This window comes from Legionella sp. W10-070, assembly GCF_900640175.1.
In the GTDB taxonomy this organism is placed as follows: domain Bacteria; phylum Pseudomonadota; class Gammaproteobacteria; order Legionellales; family Legionellaceae; genus Tatlockia.
This window is the reverse complement of the sequence record NZ_CAAAJC010000020.1, coordinates 1-16,051: the sequence shown is the minus strand read 5'-3', so window position 1 is coordinate 16,051 and position 16,051 is coordinate 1. Positions and strand designations below refer to the sequence as shown.

The following is a 16,051-nucleotide window of genomic DNA, read 5'->3' as shown; positions in this document are numbered from 1 at the left end:
TCCAAAACGGATAAGACAATTTAAGAGTGCTTTAAGATACAATCTTTTCTTAAATGATTAAAGTAAATCCATCCGGGGTGCTATCTAAAGTATGGTTTTCCTAATCGAGGGATTTATCCTCACTGGTTCTCGACCCTGCGGGCTCCAGCGATCCTGAAGATTCATGGATCCTGCAGGGGTGTAGTTATACACGGGTTCTTTTATCTTATTATTTAACAGCGTTATAGCCTTGCAGCGCTTTATTTTTAAAGTAGAATGAATCACATGTCGTATTTTTAGAGTCCTCTTGATGTTACAACAGGTAAAAACTGTGGGTGGGGTGCATATAGAGTATGAACAGCATACTCTGGCTTATGATAAGGCAATAGATCCTCTTCTTGAGCGATTGGATACACAACGCGGTGCATTATTTGCCTCCAGCTTTGAATACCCTGGCCGTTATACCTGTTGGGATATAGGCTTTTATAATCCGCCGTTAGCTATCGTTTGCAAGAATAAGGAAGTCCAGTTACAAGCGTTGAATAAGCGTGGAGAAATTATTTTGGCCATGATTTCTCCGACCCTGGCAGCTTGCAGCGAATTGATTATTAACGAGCAGTCAGAACAGTTGTATACATTTCAAGTTAAAGTGTCTCAGGAGATTTTTAACGAAGAAAATCGCAGTCGCCAACCTTCTGTATTTACTGTATTAAGGGAATTACTTGCTTTCTTTAAATCTGATGAACCTTATTTGGGATTCTATGGGGCTTTTGGTTATGATCTGATTTTCCAGTTTGAAGCCCTGACGCAATCTCTGGAGCGTCCCCATGATCAGCGTGATATGGTATTGTATTTACCTGATGAAATCTATGTTGTTAATCATCGCAAGGAAGAAGCTTTCATCAGGCGTTACAATTTCCAATACCAGGGCAAATCCACGCAGGCTCTGCCCCGGGAAGGTGAATTTAAAAAATATGAACCAAAATTGAAGCCTGAAAAAGACTGCGATCATGCACCAGGCGAATATGCACGATTGGTTGAGACTGCCCGAAAACGATTTGCCTGCGGGGATCTCTTTGAAGTGGTGCCAAGCCAAACTTTTTACTCACATTGCCAGGAACAACCTTCTGCTATTTTTAGTCGTATGCGGCGTCTTAATCCCTCTCCTTATGGTTTTTTTATTAATTTAGGTCAGGATGAATATTTAGTAGGAGCATCCCCCGAAATGTATGTTCGCGTTCAGGGGAAACGGGTGGAAACCTGCCCCATTTCAGGAACCATCAAAAGAGGCGCGGACGCTATTGAAGACGCATACAACATTCAGCTGTTGTTAGATTCCGAAAAGGAAGCTTCCGAGCTGACTATGTGTACTGATGTTGATCGAAATGACAAATCCCGAGTCTGTGAGGCGGGAAGCGTACGGGTAGTAGGCCGACGGCAAATTGAAATGTATTCACGGCTAATCCATACAGTGGATCATGTTGAAGGAATGTTACGTGACGGTTTTGATGCGGTTGATGCTTTTTTAACTCACATGTGGGTGGTTACTGTCACCGGCGCCCCCAAATTATGGGCGATGAATTTTATTGAGCAACATGAAAAATCACCTCGTAGATGGTATGCGGGTGCTGTGGGCTGGTTTGGATTTAATGGTAATTTAAACACTGGATTGGTATTGAGGACAATGCGCATTCAGCAGGGTATAGCTGAGATTCGAGTTGGTGCAACGTTGCTTTATGATTCGATCCCTCAAGCTGAAGAGCAGGAAACCCGGCTAAAGGCATCCGCCTTTCTTGAGATGCTGCAGAAAAAAGAACCTCAGACCAGTACAGCTTTTTCTGTTTCAAAGTCTGGCTTGGGCAAGAAAGTTCTACTAGTCGACCATCAGGATTCGTTTGTTCATACACTGGCTAATTATGTACGCCAAACAGGGGCAGAAGTGCTAACAGTGCGCAGCGAACATGCTTTGAATTACTTGCAGCAACAGCATTTTGATCTGGTAATATTATCACCAGGTCCAGGAAAACCAGAAGATTTTAATGTGGCACAAACTATCGAAGCTGTTCTTAAACAGCAGATCCCATTGTTTGGGGTTTGTTTGGGGCTTCAGGGTATTGTGGAGTATTTCGGCGGTGTGCTTGATGTTTTAGGCTACCCCATGCATGGCAAGGCTTCAGAGATTGAAGTGAAGGATAATTCAGGTCTTTTTGCCGGGTTTGGTGATTCTTTTACTGCTGGCCGCTATCATTCCCTTTATGCTTCTTTGAAAAAGATCCCTGAAGAACTAAAAGTCACTGCACTAAGCAATGATGGGATTGTTATGGCCATAGCGCATAAAACATTGCCTGTGTCTGCGGTACAGTTTCATCCGGAGACAATTTTATCAATGCCACAGCAGGCAGGGTTAAGGATTATAAATAATTTAATGGAGACAGTTACCTCAAATGCGTGACAGGATTTTGATAGTATATGCCGTTGCTATTGTACTCGGTATATTGACAGGGATTGTCGGCTCTTTTTTTCAACTGGCGATTCATTATGTTAATCACCTAATTATTATCATATTAAATTATGGCTTGCGTCAGGAAATACCTGTCGGCCTATTTTCTGCTGCTATCTCAATGCTGTTGGTATTTTTAGCCTGGTTTTTAGTAAGAGGATTTGCTCCAGAGGCTTCTGGCAGTGGGGTACAGGAAATTGAAGGGGCTTTATTGCATGAACGTCCAATTTTCTGGCGCCGGTTGCTGCCAGTCAAGTTTCTGGGCGGGGTAATGGCTATCTCTGCAAAACTGGTTCTCGGCCGTGAAGGTCCCACGATTCAAATGGGCGGGAATCTTGGACAAATGTTGGGTGAGTCGCTGCATTTACCAGCAGAGCGGTGTGAAACACTGATTGCTGCCGGAGCAGCCGCAGGTTTGGCTACTGCTTTTAATGCCCCCTTGGCCGGCGTACTTTTTGTTTTAGAAGAAATGCGTAATGAATTTAATTTTTCTTTTACTAACTTTAAAACTGTTGCAATCAGTTGTGTCATGGCAACCATCGCGTTGCATTTTATTATTGGTCCCCAGGCTGTTATCCCCATGGATGTTTTTGAGTTACCCAGCCTGCAGTCGTTGTGGCTCTTTTTTCTTTTTGGCATCGTCGTCGGTTTTGCGGGAATTTTGTTTAATAAGATGCTGATGAGAACGTTGGCTTTTACAGATAATTTTTCCAGGAAAACATGGATTTTATACGTATTATTTATCGGTGCTATAGTTGGTTATCTTGCCCAAAGTTATCCTCAAGCGGTAGGTGGCGGCTATGAGATTATTGAGCAAGCTTTAACAATGTCACCTTCCTTTTCAATTTTAGTGCTGCTAATAATAGTCAGGTTTTTTACCACATTGCTCTGCTATTCTACCAGTGTACCGGGTGGTATATTTGCTCCAATGTTAGCGTTAGGCACATTGCTTGGTTTGGCTTTTTATCATGTTCTACACCTTATCGTTCAAGACACAACGGTACATGCAGGAATGTTTGCTGTGGCAGGCATGGGGGCGTTATTCTCAGCAGCTGTGCGGGCTCCGGTTACCGGAATTATTTTGGTAGTTGAGATGACGCAAAATTATTCATTAATATTACCCTTGATGGTGAGTTGTCTCACATCGACTACCATTGTGCAGTTAGCTGGTAATGAACCGATATATACTCAGCTTTTGAACCGTACCGTAAGGAGAAGTAAGGTTTTGGAAAATAAACAGACCCAATGAGTTTTAGTTACAGAATTTATTGATACAATCCTTCATTTTCTCAGTGAGAAACTATCCAACACGGACCACAATTTTTCCAAAATGAGTTCTATCCTGCATGCGGGCATGTGCTTGTTCAATGCTATCGAGAGTAAATTCCGAGTCGATTATGGGAACTATTGATTTGTTCAGAAGCGCACTGGCCCATTCCTGCTGGCTAGACTCCCAGAGGGCCGCTTTCTCAAACAGTGGTTGGGAACGTAAGACAAATCCGTGAATCTGCAGCCTTTTTTGCATGACTAATGCCAGATTACAATCAGACATGATTCCTTGCATTGCTCCAATTTGTATTAACTTTCCTTGTGTTTTTAAGAGATACAGGTGTTTTAGGAAATAAGAGCCGCCGATAAAATCTACTATAAGATCGATCGATTTTTCATCAAGGACTGTCTCAATGTCTTCTTTCTCGTAGTTGATAAGCGTCATTGCACCAAGGTTGCTGGCTTTTGCGATTTTCTCCTCACTACCGGCGGTACTGATAATGTTGGCTCCTTGCATTTTAGCCATCTGAATTGCGAGAGAACTGATACCACTCCCTGCCGCATGAATAAGCAGGGTTTGACCCTGCCTTAATTGGCCTAATAAAAAAATACTGGCATGAGCGGTCATTAGCGCTTCAGGTAAGGCTGCGGCATAAAGAAAACTCCAATGCTCCGGGATGTGCTGAGCAAGATTCTGATTGATACAGCAATATTCCGCATAACCCCCTCCAGGAACAAGACCATAAACGAGATCACCCACGGCAAAGCGGGTGACTTCAGTACCTGTCGTAATTACTTCTCCTGCAATTTCCAATCCTGGAATAACGGAAGCACCCGCTGGAGGAGGGTAGAAACCTTGCCGTTGAAATAAATCAGCACGGTTTAATGCAGTGGCTCTGACTTGCACTAAAAGTTCTTCCGATTTACAGGCTGGTTCTTCCTGTTCACTAATGACTAAACGGCTTAGTGGGCCTGGATTTTCAATTAGAACGCAACGCATAGGAATTCCTTCATGGAATTATAAAATAAGTGTAGCAATTTTCAGGTGATAAGTCAGGGAAACGTACTTGGAGCACTTATAGTTTCTGGTGGTATATAAAGCGTGTAAAATTCGTTATACTGGCGGACAAAGTAGCAATTAAATCCCTGAATGGCTAAATATACCCAACATAGAAAACTGGCATTAATCTTAATTTTTTCCCAATTGCTTGTCACACTCCTGTTTTTTATTTGGCCAGCGCTCACCGCATTTGTTCAGGCTTTTTTTTTCAGTGATTCCTTCGGATTACATAGTGAGTTTGCAGGACTAACCAATTTTTTAGATTTATTGATAGACCCTAACTACAGGAAGGCTATTTTGGTGACACTGACCATTGCTTTTTTTGTAACGTTATTAACTATGAGTCTGGGGTTGTTTCTGGCGGTTCTTGTTCAAAGCCGGTGTAGAAGCCAGCAGGTTTATAAAACTTTACTTCTTTGGCCCTATGCGGTTGCGCCTGCAATAGCAGCAATATTATGGCGTTTTCTGTGTCAGCCAGCGATAGGATGGGTGGCCTATGGATTACAAAATACGGGTGTCCAGTTTAATTATCTTATTCATGCCAAACAGGCATTGCTGGTGGTCATATTAACAGCCAGCTGGCAGCAGTTCAGTTATAACTTTCTTTTCTTCTTTGCAGCGCTTAAAGCGATTCCTTCGTCTTTGGTTGAAGCAGCCATTCTGGACGGAGCATCCCGGTGGAGACGGTTTTGGCAAATTATTTTCCCTTTACTATCACCGACAACCTTCTTTTTATTGGTAATGAATCTGATCTATGCTTTTTTTGATACGTTTGGCATTATTGATGTGATGACTAATGGTGGTCCTGATAACAGTACTGCCACGCTGATTTATAAAGTTTACCGGGATGGTTTTGTGGGAATGGATCCTGGCAGCTCTTCTGCGCAGTCGGTCATGTTAATGTTGATGGTGATGATGCTTACCTTTTTCCAGTTTCGCTACCTTGAAAAAAGGGTGCATTACGAATGAAAATTTTAAATCGTTTAATTAACCACGGCCTCCTGGTTTTTTTTGTTTTATTCCTGTTTATGCCACTTTATATGGCTTTGGTTGCAGCCAGCCATGATGGCAGCGCTATGATGCACGCCCCATTGCCTGTATGGCCTGGAGCAGCTTTGTGGCATAATATTAAAACAGTGCTTTCTGAGGGGTTAATAGCGACTGGGGGGCAACCGGTTTGGCAAATGTTGCTCAATAGTTTTGTCATGGCAAGCTTAATTGCTGGTGGTAAAATCATTCTGGCTTTGCTTTCTGCCTTTGCGCTGGTGTATTTCGAGTTCCCTTGGAAAAGATTCTCTTTTGCTTTAATTTTTTCCACTATGATGTTGCCTGTCGAAGTGAGGATTGTACCTACCTTCCAGGTTATTGCTTCTTTTTCCTGGCTAAATACGTTTGCCGGTCTTAGCCTGCCCCTGATGGCTTCAGCTACGGCAACGTTTTTATTTCGGCAGTTTTTTAAAACTATTCCCAAGGAACTGGTTGATGCAGCCAAACTCGATGGTGCCGGACCGCTTCGTTTCTTTGTAGATATTCTTTTACCTTTGTCAAAAACACAAATAGCAGCCCTGTTTATTATTCTTTTTGTATATGGTTGGAATCAATACCTTTGGCCATTAGTCATTACGACAGATGGCAGCATGGCAACAATAGTAATGGGTATTCGCTATTTGGTCGGGGTTGCTGATCAAATTCCACAATGGCACTACATTATGACTATTGCATTAATTGCGTTAATACCACCTTGTCTGGTAGTAGTAACGATGCAGCGTTGGTTTGAAAGGGGGTTAATGCATTAATGGCAACAGTAAAATTAGTAGATGTCAGTAAGTGTTATGCGCAGGAGCTTATTCTCGATAAGGTCAACTTGAATATTGAGAATGGGGAATTTGTCGCCGTAGTAGGGCCATCAGGTTGTGGAAAATCGACTTTATTACGACTGGTAGCAGGTTTGGATTCGGTTAGCTCCGGAGATATTTTAATTAATGATCAAAATGTTAATAAAATACCGCCAGCAAAGCGTGATATGGCGATGGTGTTTCAAAATTATGCCTTGTATCCTCATATGAGCGTATTTGACAACATGGCTTATGGCTTAAAAATGAGGGGGCTAAGTACCAAACTTATACGGCAGAAGGTTAACGATGTTGCTTCCATGCTGCATTTATCCGATTATTTACAGCGTAAGCCGAAGGTGCTTTCTGGTGGCCAGCGCCAAAGAGTGGCAATGGGGCGGGCTATTGTCCGTTCGCCGGCAGTGTTTCTGTTTGATGAGCCTTTGTCTAATCTTGATGCAAAATTGCGTACGGAAATGCGCCATGAAATTAAAAAATTACATCAACAGTTAAATACCACCTGTTTATATGTTACGCATGATCAAACTGAAGCAATGACGATGGCCTCTAAAGTCCTGGTGTTAAATAAGGGTAGGGTCGAACAAATTGGCTCTCCACAGGTGCTATACTCAAAACCGGCATCAGTTTTTGTCGCGGGTTTTACCGGACATTACCCGGTTAACTTTTTGCCAGCAAAGGTCGATCTTGTCAATAAGAAAATTGTTACCCAGCTAGGCATTGAACTGCCGCTGCCTGCATTAATGCAACCTGTTTCTTGTGGGACTGAGGTCATTATAGGGATAAGGCCTGAGCATGTAAGTGTTGCCGAAAAAAAACAACAAGGGGTGATTCCGGTTAGAATTGAGTTTATTGATGACATGGGTGCGGATAAATTATTGCAGGTAATCAGTCGATGTGGTAAAGCGCGTTTTGCAGTGAGGACCTCGGCTGATACCCAAATTGTGGAACATCAGCTGGCTTTGGAGCTGGATATTAATAAGGCTAATCTATTTCACCAAAAAACAGGTTTACGTCTGGGAGGATGGCATGGCTGAACAAGCAAGGGCTTTAAGGAAAATTGATACCCCGCTTTATAACTACATCCAGGCATTGTTTTTATCTTTTTTTAGTCGACGTTTATACGTGGATGTTGGTAAACGATGGAAAGGCTTTGGCTTTCGTTATTTACTATTGGTTTTGTTATTGGGATGTATTCCTTTTTCATTGCAGATCCTTTCAGAATTAAATCGTTTTTTTGATGAGCAGATTATCCAGCCACTGGAAAGATTCCCGACCATCTATATTCAAAATGGCAAGGTTTCTTTTGACAAACCGATGCCTTATGAGGTAAAAAATGATGCTGGGCAGGTTGTATTTATTATTGATACAACAGGCACAATTAAGACAATCGACAATAACTACCCTCAGCTAATGGCGTTAATTACCGAAGATAAAGTTTTTTATCGTATTTTTGTTCATGATTTCTTTTTTGCCCAACAAATGGAACCCTCCGGTCAATTGGTTGGTGTTGTACCGCTTACTGAAAATATTAATGAAGTCTTTGATGGTAAAGATATGATAAATACTTTGGGAGTCCAGAAATTAAAGATCGTTTCACAGGTACTTTTATATCCAAGTATTGTGCTTGTGTTTTTTGCCATGTACCTGGTATTTTTTCTTGCCTTCGCCTTAATGGGGCAATTTATTGCCAAGCTGTTTTATTCATTAACTATTAGCTATAAACAAGCTCTCCGCTTGCTGACGGTAAGCGCTACCCCTCACATTCTGGTGTTGTTATTCTGTTTGGCATTTGATTTGTTTTTTCCAGGGTTTGGATTTTTGTTGATTGTTCTTCTGTTAGGCTATTATGTTTTTGCCATACGCTCACTTGAACGCGAAAGCCGTAAGCTGGTGGTTTCATGAGGGAACTTATCCATTTTGCTCACGGAAATGGCTTTCCTGCTCCTTGCTATTCGCAATTATTAAGTCAGCTGGCGACCAGATACGACTATTGTTACATTGACAGGATTGGCCATAACTCACAGTTCCCGGTTACAGAAAATTGGCATTTTTTAGTCGATGAAGTTATTTCTAGTGTACGAGAGAAAGCCAATCAACCGGTCATTGCCGTGGGTCATTCTTTGGGTGGGGTTTTAAGTCTGTTAGCGGCAATTGAACAGCCTGCGTTGTTTAAGGCTGTAATTATGATTGATTCGCCCCTCCTCGGACGGTTTAAGTCCAATATGGTGCGTATTGCCAAAGCATTAGGCGTAATCGATAGGATTACGCCTGCTTTGCGCACACGTAATAGAAGGGAACACTGGCAGAATAAAGAACAGCTTCTTGAGTATTTGAAAGGACGTGAACTCTTTAAAACATTTACTCAGGCTTGCCTGGAGGATTATATTGAGTATGGGCTGCAAAGAACGGAAAATGGCTATATGCTTCGTTTTGACCGCCATATTGAATATTTAATTTATAGAACCATCCCTCACACCCTTCATGAATATGAAGGGCGGCTGACTATACCTGCGATGCTGATTTATGGCAATAAGAGTACTGTTGTAGATCGTCTTGATGTACGCTATATGAAAAAACATTACAATATCTCAAGTATGAAAATAAAAGGAACGCATATGCTGCCTATGGAGTACCCTGTGCAGGTTGCAAATCAGGTTATTATGGCGCTTGATACTATACTCAGGTAATGTATATAAAAATTAAGGACAGCTTCCCATAAGGCTGTTTTATGATGGGGCTTTATCTAAGGATAATTACTAAAAGGAGAGAATAGTGTTGCATAGTCTAATCATACTGGCAGTGGCAGGTGCCACCTTTTTATTACTGGCCAGACAGGCATCTATTGCTGTTTGGGCAATCAGTTATATCCTGTTTGCGCTGCTGGTGATGAAGTTCGCTTCACCGGGAATTATCGCCCAAGGGTTTTTGTGGCTAATTGCTGCAGGATTGATACTCGGCTCTATCAACCCTCTGCGCAAGCAACTTGTCTCTCGTCATTTATTCAGAAAAATTAGTAAGTTAATGCCAGCCATGTCGGCTACAGAGCGTGAAGCGCTTGAAGCTGGGACAGTAGGCTGGGAAGGTGATTTATTTAGTGGTGCGCCTGATTTTAATCGTCTTCTTAATGCTCCGGCAGTTAAGTTAACTGAGGAGGAAAACGCATTTATTGAAGGTTCTGTGAATGAACTTTGCCGGATGATTGATGATTGGGATATTACCCATGTACACACTGATATGCCAGCTGAAATTTGGCAATTTATTAAGGAGAAGGGTTTTCTGGGAATGATTATTCCCAAGCGTTATGGGGGGCTTGGATTTTCAGCTACGGCCCAGTTTACAATTCTGGCAAGACTGTATGGTCGTTCGGTAACGGTTGGCAGCAGCATTTCGGTGCCTAATTCTTTGGGGCCTGCCGAATTGCTATTAAAATATGGTACCGAGGAGCAAAAGGATTATTATTTACCCCGTTTGGCCGATGGTAGAGAAATCCCCTGTTTTGCCCTGACAGGCCCTAATGCAGGCTCTGATGCAGCTTCAATTCCTGATAAAGGGATTGTTTGCCGTCAGGAATTTAATGGCCAGGATGTGTTAGGGGTGCGTTTGACATGGAATAAGCGTTATATCACCTTATGTCCGATTGCCACGGTAATAGGATTGGCATTCCGTATGTTTGACCCGGAAAATTTACTGGGAAAGGGAACAGATATAGGAATTACGCTGGCTTTAATCCCGGCAAATACACCGGGCGTTATTAAAGGACGGCGTCATTTCCCTCTGAATACGGGTTTTTTAAACGGGCCTACTCAGGGGAAAGATGTATTTGTTCCTCTGGACTATCTGATTGGTGGAGCCGCTATGGCTGGAGCTGGCTGGCGTATGCTGATGGAGTGTTTAAGTGCCGGACGTGCTATCTCACTGCCCTCAAGCGCTATGGGCGGTTCCCAGGCTGGTGCTTTAGCCAGTGGGGCTTATGCACGGGTTCGTAAACAATTTAACCAATCAATTGCTAAATTTGAAGGTATAGAAGAGCCTTTGGCGCGGATTGCGGGAAATACCTATCTTATTGATGCAGGATTGACCATGACTGCAGCTGCCATTGATCATGGTGCCAAACCTTCTGTAGCAGGGGCAATATTGAAATACCATACCACCGAGAGGGCACGTCAGGTTGCGATGGATGCGATGGACATTCATGGTGGAAAAGGTATTTGTTTGGGACCTAATAATTATCTTGGCCGTGGTTATCAAAATGCACCGATTAGTATTACCGTAGAGGGAGCTAATATCTTAACCCGCAGTCTCATTATATTCGGTCAAGGCGCTGTTCGTTGCCATCCCTACGTTTTTCAGGAGTTGGAAAGTGTTCGCAAAAACGATCTCGTGGCTTTTGATAAAGCATTCTGGGGACATGCAGGATTTGTCCTCGCCAATTTAACAAAATCGTTGATTTTCTCATTGACGGATGCTCGATTTACTGGCGCACCTGAGAGTAAAGCGAAACGGTACTATCAACTTATTCATCGATATAGTACTAACCTGGCTTTTCTCTCTGATTTTTCTATGGTTGTGCTCGGTGGTGCGTTAAAGCGGAAAGAAAAAATTTCTGCCCGCCTGGGAGATATCTTAAGTAATCTTTATCTGGCTTCAGCGGTATTAAAACGTTTTCATGAAGATGGTGAGCCTTCTACTGACTTGCCTTTAGTTGATTGGTGTTGTCAGCAGTTGTTTCATGAGTGTGAAGTTGCCATTCAGGCTGTGATTGTCAACTTTCCTGTTCGCTGGGCTCGCATTGTGCTCAAATTATCATTAATGCCTTTCGGTAATCGACGTCATAAACCCTCTGATAAATTGGGACAAAAATTAGCACACCTACTGACTGAACCAAATGAAGCGCGTAACCGTTTGACCCGGTTGGTATTTGTAGAGCCTATTGAGAACTGTCCCTTGGGGCGCTTGGAAAAAACTTTCCTGCAGCTCTATGCTGTACAAGAATTGGAAAGAAAAGTCTCTAATGCCGTAAAAGATGGCATGCTTACCTCATTGACTTTGCTTGATCAAATTGAAGAAGCAGAACAATGTCATATTCTTGATGCTAAAGAAGCGCTGAAATTACGGGAAGCAGAGATTGCAAGGCAAGAAGCAATTGCAGTTGATGACTTTAATGATGAGGAATTGCGAAGAGTCCCTGCGAATAATCCACCAGGTAAAGTAAAAAAGAGGGCTAGTCTCAGCGAAGATGATTTGGCAACAGAAGAAATAATTAATTAACTCCTCTGTTAGATCCTTTAAATCCTTGATGTTTGCTTGTGAAAACATCAAGGATTTGTTTCAACCTGAGCTATATTTCAAAATATTAATATGGTAAAAATTGCTTTTACTAACCAAGACAGGCAATCAGCATATAAGAAAGCAATTTTTGATGTCGCTTCGGGAACTTATTTAGTTAATGATAATGAAAAGATAGGTCCCCATTCTTTTAGAACATTAAATTTCAGCCATCCGTTACTGAATCACCCCGTATTATACCCTGTTAATAATATCTGTCAGTATACCTGCAATAGCAGGAAAACGTTTCTCCAGATGGCGAGGTATATTTATGCAACCCTGATTCAAGAGGAGAGTTCAAGGGACTATCTGTTTAAGATAACCTCCTCAGAGGCTCTTTTTCATTCAATGAATAACCATAAGATTCCGTTTTCTATCGATTACCATAAAGCTGCAAGTAAATTAATTAGTGTTAATCATTTAAATGCCATCATCACCGAGTTTTCAGATTGCAGATTTCAGTTTTACGATCATCTGCTTATTGATGAAGAGGTTTCTTTTACAAATCTCCCTCCTGTCGTCAATGGAGATTCTTTATTTGAAGAAAATCCAATCCTGAATCAATTATTAAATCAATCAGATGATTTTAAGAAATATGAATTGCGCTATATCAATAGCTTGATTGGATGTGGTGTGTATTCGAGGAAGTTAATCAGGGAAGGGGAGGCGGTTTGTGTCTACTATGGAAAGAAAAGCAGTGACCCCATCAACAAAAGATATTATTTTAACCCTGAAATCGATGTTTTGAATTTAGGGGTTGATGCCCGGGAGTATGGCAATATTGCAAGATTTGTAAATCATGCCCCTGCTTCGGACAATTCGGACTGCTCATTGATTAAAGCCAACCTGGTTGCGAAAAGAGATGTTTTAAACGGTATAGAAAATATAGTTTATTATGCGTTAAGGGATATTATAAAAGGGGAGCAATTATTAATTGATTATGGCGTTGAGTATTTTGAACATATGGAGCCATTTAGATTTACACCAGATGGAACTCTTGTCAGTGTGGAAAATGGAGCGTTGTTTGATTCAAAGGAGCAGAGAGAAGCCATTGCAAAAATAATAACTAAACATGAAAGCAGACAAAATATCGATCGACTCTTTAAACGAGTAGCAATTATCTTAAGTGTGGTAATATGCCTGCTGCTTTTAATCAATTATTTTCTTCCCGAATTAACATAGTGGGTGATAATGCATGTGCTATCTATTGAAATAGTATATTTTATGGATATTTTTCTATTTATAGAATAATATTACATATAAATATACTTATGGGGCGCGCCATGAACATTGGTAAACAACCCACAGTAAAAAACCTTAATGAAGATAGCCTGAAGCGAAACACACAAAATATTATTGCTCTTTTCAATAGATGGGAATTGAAAAATGATGAGCAGCGAAACCTGTTGGGAGGAATTAGCTCTGCACAACTTGACAAGTTTAAAAAAGGAACTGCTCATATCGCGGGTAGAGATACAATTGAGCGAGTGAGTAACTTGTTGGGTATTCATAAGAGTCTTAGAATTATTTATCCTGAAAACAGAGAAGTTGTTTACAGGTGGATAAAGGCACGTAATAGAAAGTTTGATAATTTAACCCCATTAGAAATTATGCTTGATTATGGGTATATCGGTATTGCTCAAGTCAGGCTGCTTACAGATCATATGCGAGGTCACTAATAATGGATCTATTTGATGTGGCAATTGATTATTCCAAGGATCTTTTCCGCAACATTCGCAGCATTAGGAAATCCCAGAATCTATTTGATGATCTTAGCGATGATCCTCTGGATTGGGATGCAGCAAATGAGCTGGATATTTATATACGGCCAAGCCTGGTTAATCACTCCATGATCCAGAGAGCCTTTAATTATAGTAAAAATGATTTTATTAACTATCCTTTTGAACATACTACTGCCTCTCGCTTTAGTGATGGATCATTTGCTTGCTGGTATGGATGCGAAACGCTGAAAACCAGTATTTATGAAACCAGGTATCATTTTATTCAGGATATTCTTGACTCTCCTGATGCCTTTGCAGATGAGGAGATAATTTATAGTGAAAGGAAAGTAGGTGAAATCAGTTGTCATGGTCTTGCTTTTGACTTATCAAAAAAAGTACAAGCATACCCTTGGTTAATTGATAAATTAAATTACTCCAAATGTCAGGAAATTGGAAAACGGGTGGCCAGAGAAGGTCATCCTTTATTAAGAGTGGCTTCGGCAAGGGATGAAGAAGGAATTAATATGGTTGCTTTCAATGATCGAGTCCTTTCCAATGTCCGTGATTTTTGTTACTTAACTTATAGTTTTGATATGAGTAACAAGGAATTTAAAGTACATCGAAGGAATGAGGAAATTATGTTTATTTAGCCATATTGATTATTTTTTATGCATAATTATCATGCAAGAATCTGGTCTTCGTCAATCTAATAAAGTTATATAAATAGCAAACTTATCTGCTAGCTTTCTTCGAGTACTTCATCAGGCATGGTTACATTAAGCTCAAGCACGGCACTGTCCCCCATGCGCTCCAGATTTACGCTGACCTGATCGCGATTTATACGAATATATTTCGCGATTACGGCGAGAATTTCTTCCTGCAGCTTAGGTAAATAATCGGGAGTGTTACGTTGGGAGCGTTCGTGCGAAATAATAATTTGCAAACGCTCTTTAGCTACAGATGCCGTACTGGTTTTTTTTCTCAAGTAACTGAATAGGCTCATGCTGGAATGTCCTCCTTGTTTTTTCCGAACAAGCGGCGCAATATTCCTTTCCGCTCACTATTAATAAAACGCATGGGCTTGTCTTCCCCTAAAAATCGGGCTATGGCGTCCTGGTAGGCTATTCCTGCATCACTGGTCTCATCAAGCACAACTGGGGTCCCTGTGTTGGACGCTTTCAGAACCGCCTTCGACTCGGGAATTACACCAATCAGAGGTATGGCAAGAATCTCCTTAACGTCATTAACAGATAGCATTTCTCCTTTTTCTACACGCTCAGGATCGTAGCGAGTTAGTAAAAGATGCTCAATAACAGGCGTCTGATTTTCCACTGCCCGTTTGGTTTTACTGGCTAAAATACCTAAAATTCTGTCTGAATCACGTACGGATGAGACTTCAGGATTCGTTACTACAATGGCATGATCGGCAAAATACATTGCCATCAAGGCACCAGTCTCTATTCCTGCTGGTGAATCACATATAATGTATTCAAACTCATTTGCTAATTCATTAAGAATTTTTTCTACACCTGCAAGTGTTAATGAATCTTTATCGCGAGTTTGTGACGCAGGCAGGATATATAAATCTGATAGTCGCTTGTCTTTGATTAACGCTTGATTCAGGCTTGCTTCACCATTAATAACGTTAACAAAATCATAGACAACCCGACGCTCACAGCCCATTATGATGTCCAGGTTCCTGAGGCCAATGTCGAAATCGACCACAACGGTTTTATGACCTCGCATGGCAAGACCTGAAGAGATAGCCGCCGAAGTAGTTGTTTTACCTACACCGCCCTTACCTGATGTAATAACAATAATTTTAGCCAACGCTGAACCCTTCCTGTTAGTCGACCAGTAAAAATATTCTTCCAGTGTACACGCTAATGTTTGCTCAATTCAAGTTCAAGAGCATTAGACAAGGAAAATTAATTTATTTAAGCTATTCAGGAAGACTCCTTACAACTTTATTTGCCGTAAGGAGATCGGGTTGTTTATTATTAGTACCAGCCGGACGAACCACAACAGTTGACAGCAACAGTGCCGCAACTTCCGCAGGAAGAATAGCCGCAACAGTTAGAAAAGCCGCAACCGGCAACCAGGGAAGTAGACCCAACAATCAGGAACAAGAATATTACTTTTTTCATAGTGCATCCTTGCAAAGGTTATTTAAAAATAAGTATATGCAAAGTTTTATATTTAGACAAATTGATTAATTAAGTGATTATTAATGATTAAGTTATAACTCCCGTTGCATCACGGAAATAGGTAACCCGAAATAATTTAAATAGAGCCAAAATCAGTGCTTCGTTGCATCACAATTAAGGTAACCCATTTATTAAAA

Annotated in this window: 15 protein-coding genes; 11 read left to right on the top strand and 4 right to left on the bottom strand. The window is 41.2% G+C overall.

Annotated features, from left to right (window positions below):
• The first annotated feature begins 289 nt into the window (after positions 1–289).
• The gene (locus E1O65_RS09320) at positions 290–2,431 is read left to right on the top strand and encodes an anthranilate synthase component I (RefSeq protein WP_133133337.1); all 2,142 of its coding nucleotides are present in this window, start codon (positions 290–292) and stop codon (positions 2,429–2,431) included.
• On the top strand, positions 2,424–3,728 hold the full coding sequence (gene clcA / locus E1O65_RS09315) for a H(+)/Cl(-) exchange transporter ClcA (protein WP_133133336.1): 1,305 nt from the start codon (positions 2,424–2,426) through the stop codon (positions 3,726–3,728). Before E1O65_RS09320 ends, clcA begins: the two co-directional genes overlap by 8 nt.
• 51 nt (positions 3,729–3,779) lie before the next feature.
• On the opposite strand, the gene E1O65_RS09310 is transcribed toward clcA, so the two are convergent.
• Positions 3,780–4,748 carry an NAD(P)H-quinone oxidoreductase gene (locus E1O65_RS09310; protein ID WP_133133335.1) on the bottom strand — a complete coding sequence of 323 codons (969 nt, stop codon included), beginning with the start codon at positions 4,746–4,748 and terminating at the stop codon, positions 3,780–3,782.
• A 150-nt stretch (positions 4,749–4,898) separates the two neighbouring features.
• Here E1O65_RS09310 and E1O65_RS09305 point away from each other — a divergent pair, with 150 nt between their 5' ends.
• From E1O65_RS09305 to E1O65_RS09265, 9 genes are all read left to right on the top strand, one after another.
• Entirely contained in the window at positions 4,899–5,777 is an 879-nt protein-coding gene (locus E1O65_RS09305) for an ABC transporter permease subunit (protein ID WP_133133334.1), read from the top strand.
• Positions 5,774–6,604 (top strand): sn-glycerol-3-phosphate ABC transporter permease UgpE, encoded by an 831-nt coding sequence (ugpE, locus tag E1O65_RS09300; RefSeq protein WP_133133333.1) that lies wholly within the window; start codon positions 5,774–5,776, stop codon positions 6,602–6,604. The genes E1O65_RS09305 and ugpE overlap by 4 nt, the downstream gene beginning before the upstream one ends.
• On the top strand, positions 6,604–7,695 hold the full coding sequence (ugpC, locus tag E1O65_RS09295; RefSeq protein ID WP_133133332.1) for a sn-glycerol-3-phosphate ABC transporter ATP-binding protein UgpC: 1,092 nt from the start codon (positions 6,604–6,606) through the stop codon (positions 7,693–7,695). The genes ugpE and ugpC overlap by 1 nt, the downstream gene beginning before the upstream one ends.
• Positions 7,688–8,563, top strand: a complete 876-nt coding sequence (locus tag E1O65_RS09290; RefSeq protein ID WP_133133331.1) for a DUF1189 family protein — start codon at positions 7,688–7,690, stop codon at positions 8,561–8,563. Before ugpC ends, E1O65_RS09290 begins: the two co-directional genes overlap by 8 nt.
• The gene (locus E1O65_RS09285) at positions 8,560–9,348 is read left to right on the top strand and encodes an alpha/beta hydrolase (protein ID WP_133133330.1); all 789 of its coding nucleotides are present in this window, start codon (positions 8,560–8,562) and stop codon (positions 9,346–9,348) included. The genes E1O65_RS09290 and E1O65_RS09285 overlap by 4 nt, the downstream gene beginning before the upstream one ends.
• Before the next feature lie 85 nt (positions 9,349–9,433).
• Complete coding sequence (locus tag E1O65_RS09280; protein WP_133133329.1) at positions 9,434–11,929, top strand: acyl-CoA dehydrogenase; 2,496 nt, start codon at positions 9,434–9,436, stop codon at positions 11,927–11,929.
• Between the two features lie 90 nt (positions 11,930–12,019).
• Complete coding sequence (locus E1O65_RS09275) at positions 12,020–13,168, top strand: SET domain-containing protein-lysine N-methyltransferase (RefSeq protein WP_133133328.1); 1,149 nt, start codon at positions 12,020–12,022, stop codon at positions 13,166–13,168.
• Between the two features lie 101 nt (positions 13,169–13,269).
• Positions 13,270–13,665: an antitoxin Xre/MbcA/ParS toxin-binding domain-containing protein gene (locus E1O65_RS09270; RefSeq protein WP_133133327.1), complete on the top strand. Its 396-nt coding sequence runs from the start codon at positions 13,270–13,272 to the stop codon at positions 13,663–13,665.
• 2 nt (positions 13,666–13,667) lie between these two features.
• The gene (locus E1O65_RS09265; protein WP_207384239.1) at positions 13,668–14,357 is read left to right on the top strand and encodes an RES family NAD+ phosphorylase; all 690 of its coding nucleotides are present in this window, start codon (positions 13,668–13,670) and stop codon (positions 14,355–14,357) included.
• Between the two features lie 89 nt (positions 14,358–14,446).
• Here the strand turns inward: E1O65_RS09265 and minE are convergent, their stop codons facing one another.
• The 3 genes from minE to E1O65_RS12595 all read right to left on the bottom strand — a co-directional run bounded on the left by minE (position 14,447) and on the right by E1O65_RS12595 (position 15,854).
• Positions 14,447–14,710, bottom strand: coding sequence for a cell division topological specificity factor MinE (gene minE / locus E1O65_RS09260; RefSeq protein ID WP_133133326.1), 264 nt, complete (start codon positions 14,708–14,710; stop codon positions 14,447–14,449).
• On the bottom strand, positions 14,707–15,537 hold the full coding sequence (gene minD, locus E1O65_RS09255; protein WP_133133325.1) for a septum site-determining protein MinD: 831 nt from the start codon (positions 15,535–15,537) through the stop codon (positions 14,707–14,709). The genes minE and minD overlap by 4 nt, the downstream gene beginning before the upstream one ends.
• A gap of 170 nt (positions 15,538–15,707) precedes the next feature.
• Positions 15,708–15,854: a hypothetical protein gene (locus tag E1O65_RS12595; RefSeq protein WP_165474947.1), complete on the bottom strand. Its 147-nt coding sequence runs from the start codon at positions 15,852–15,854 to the stop codon at positions 15,708–15,710.
• Positions 15,855–16,051 lie beyond the last annotated feature (197 nt).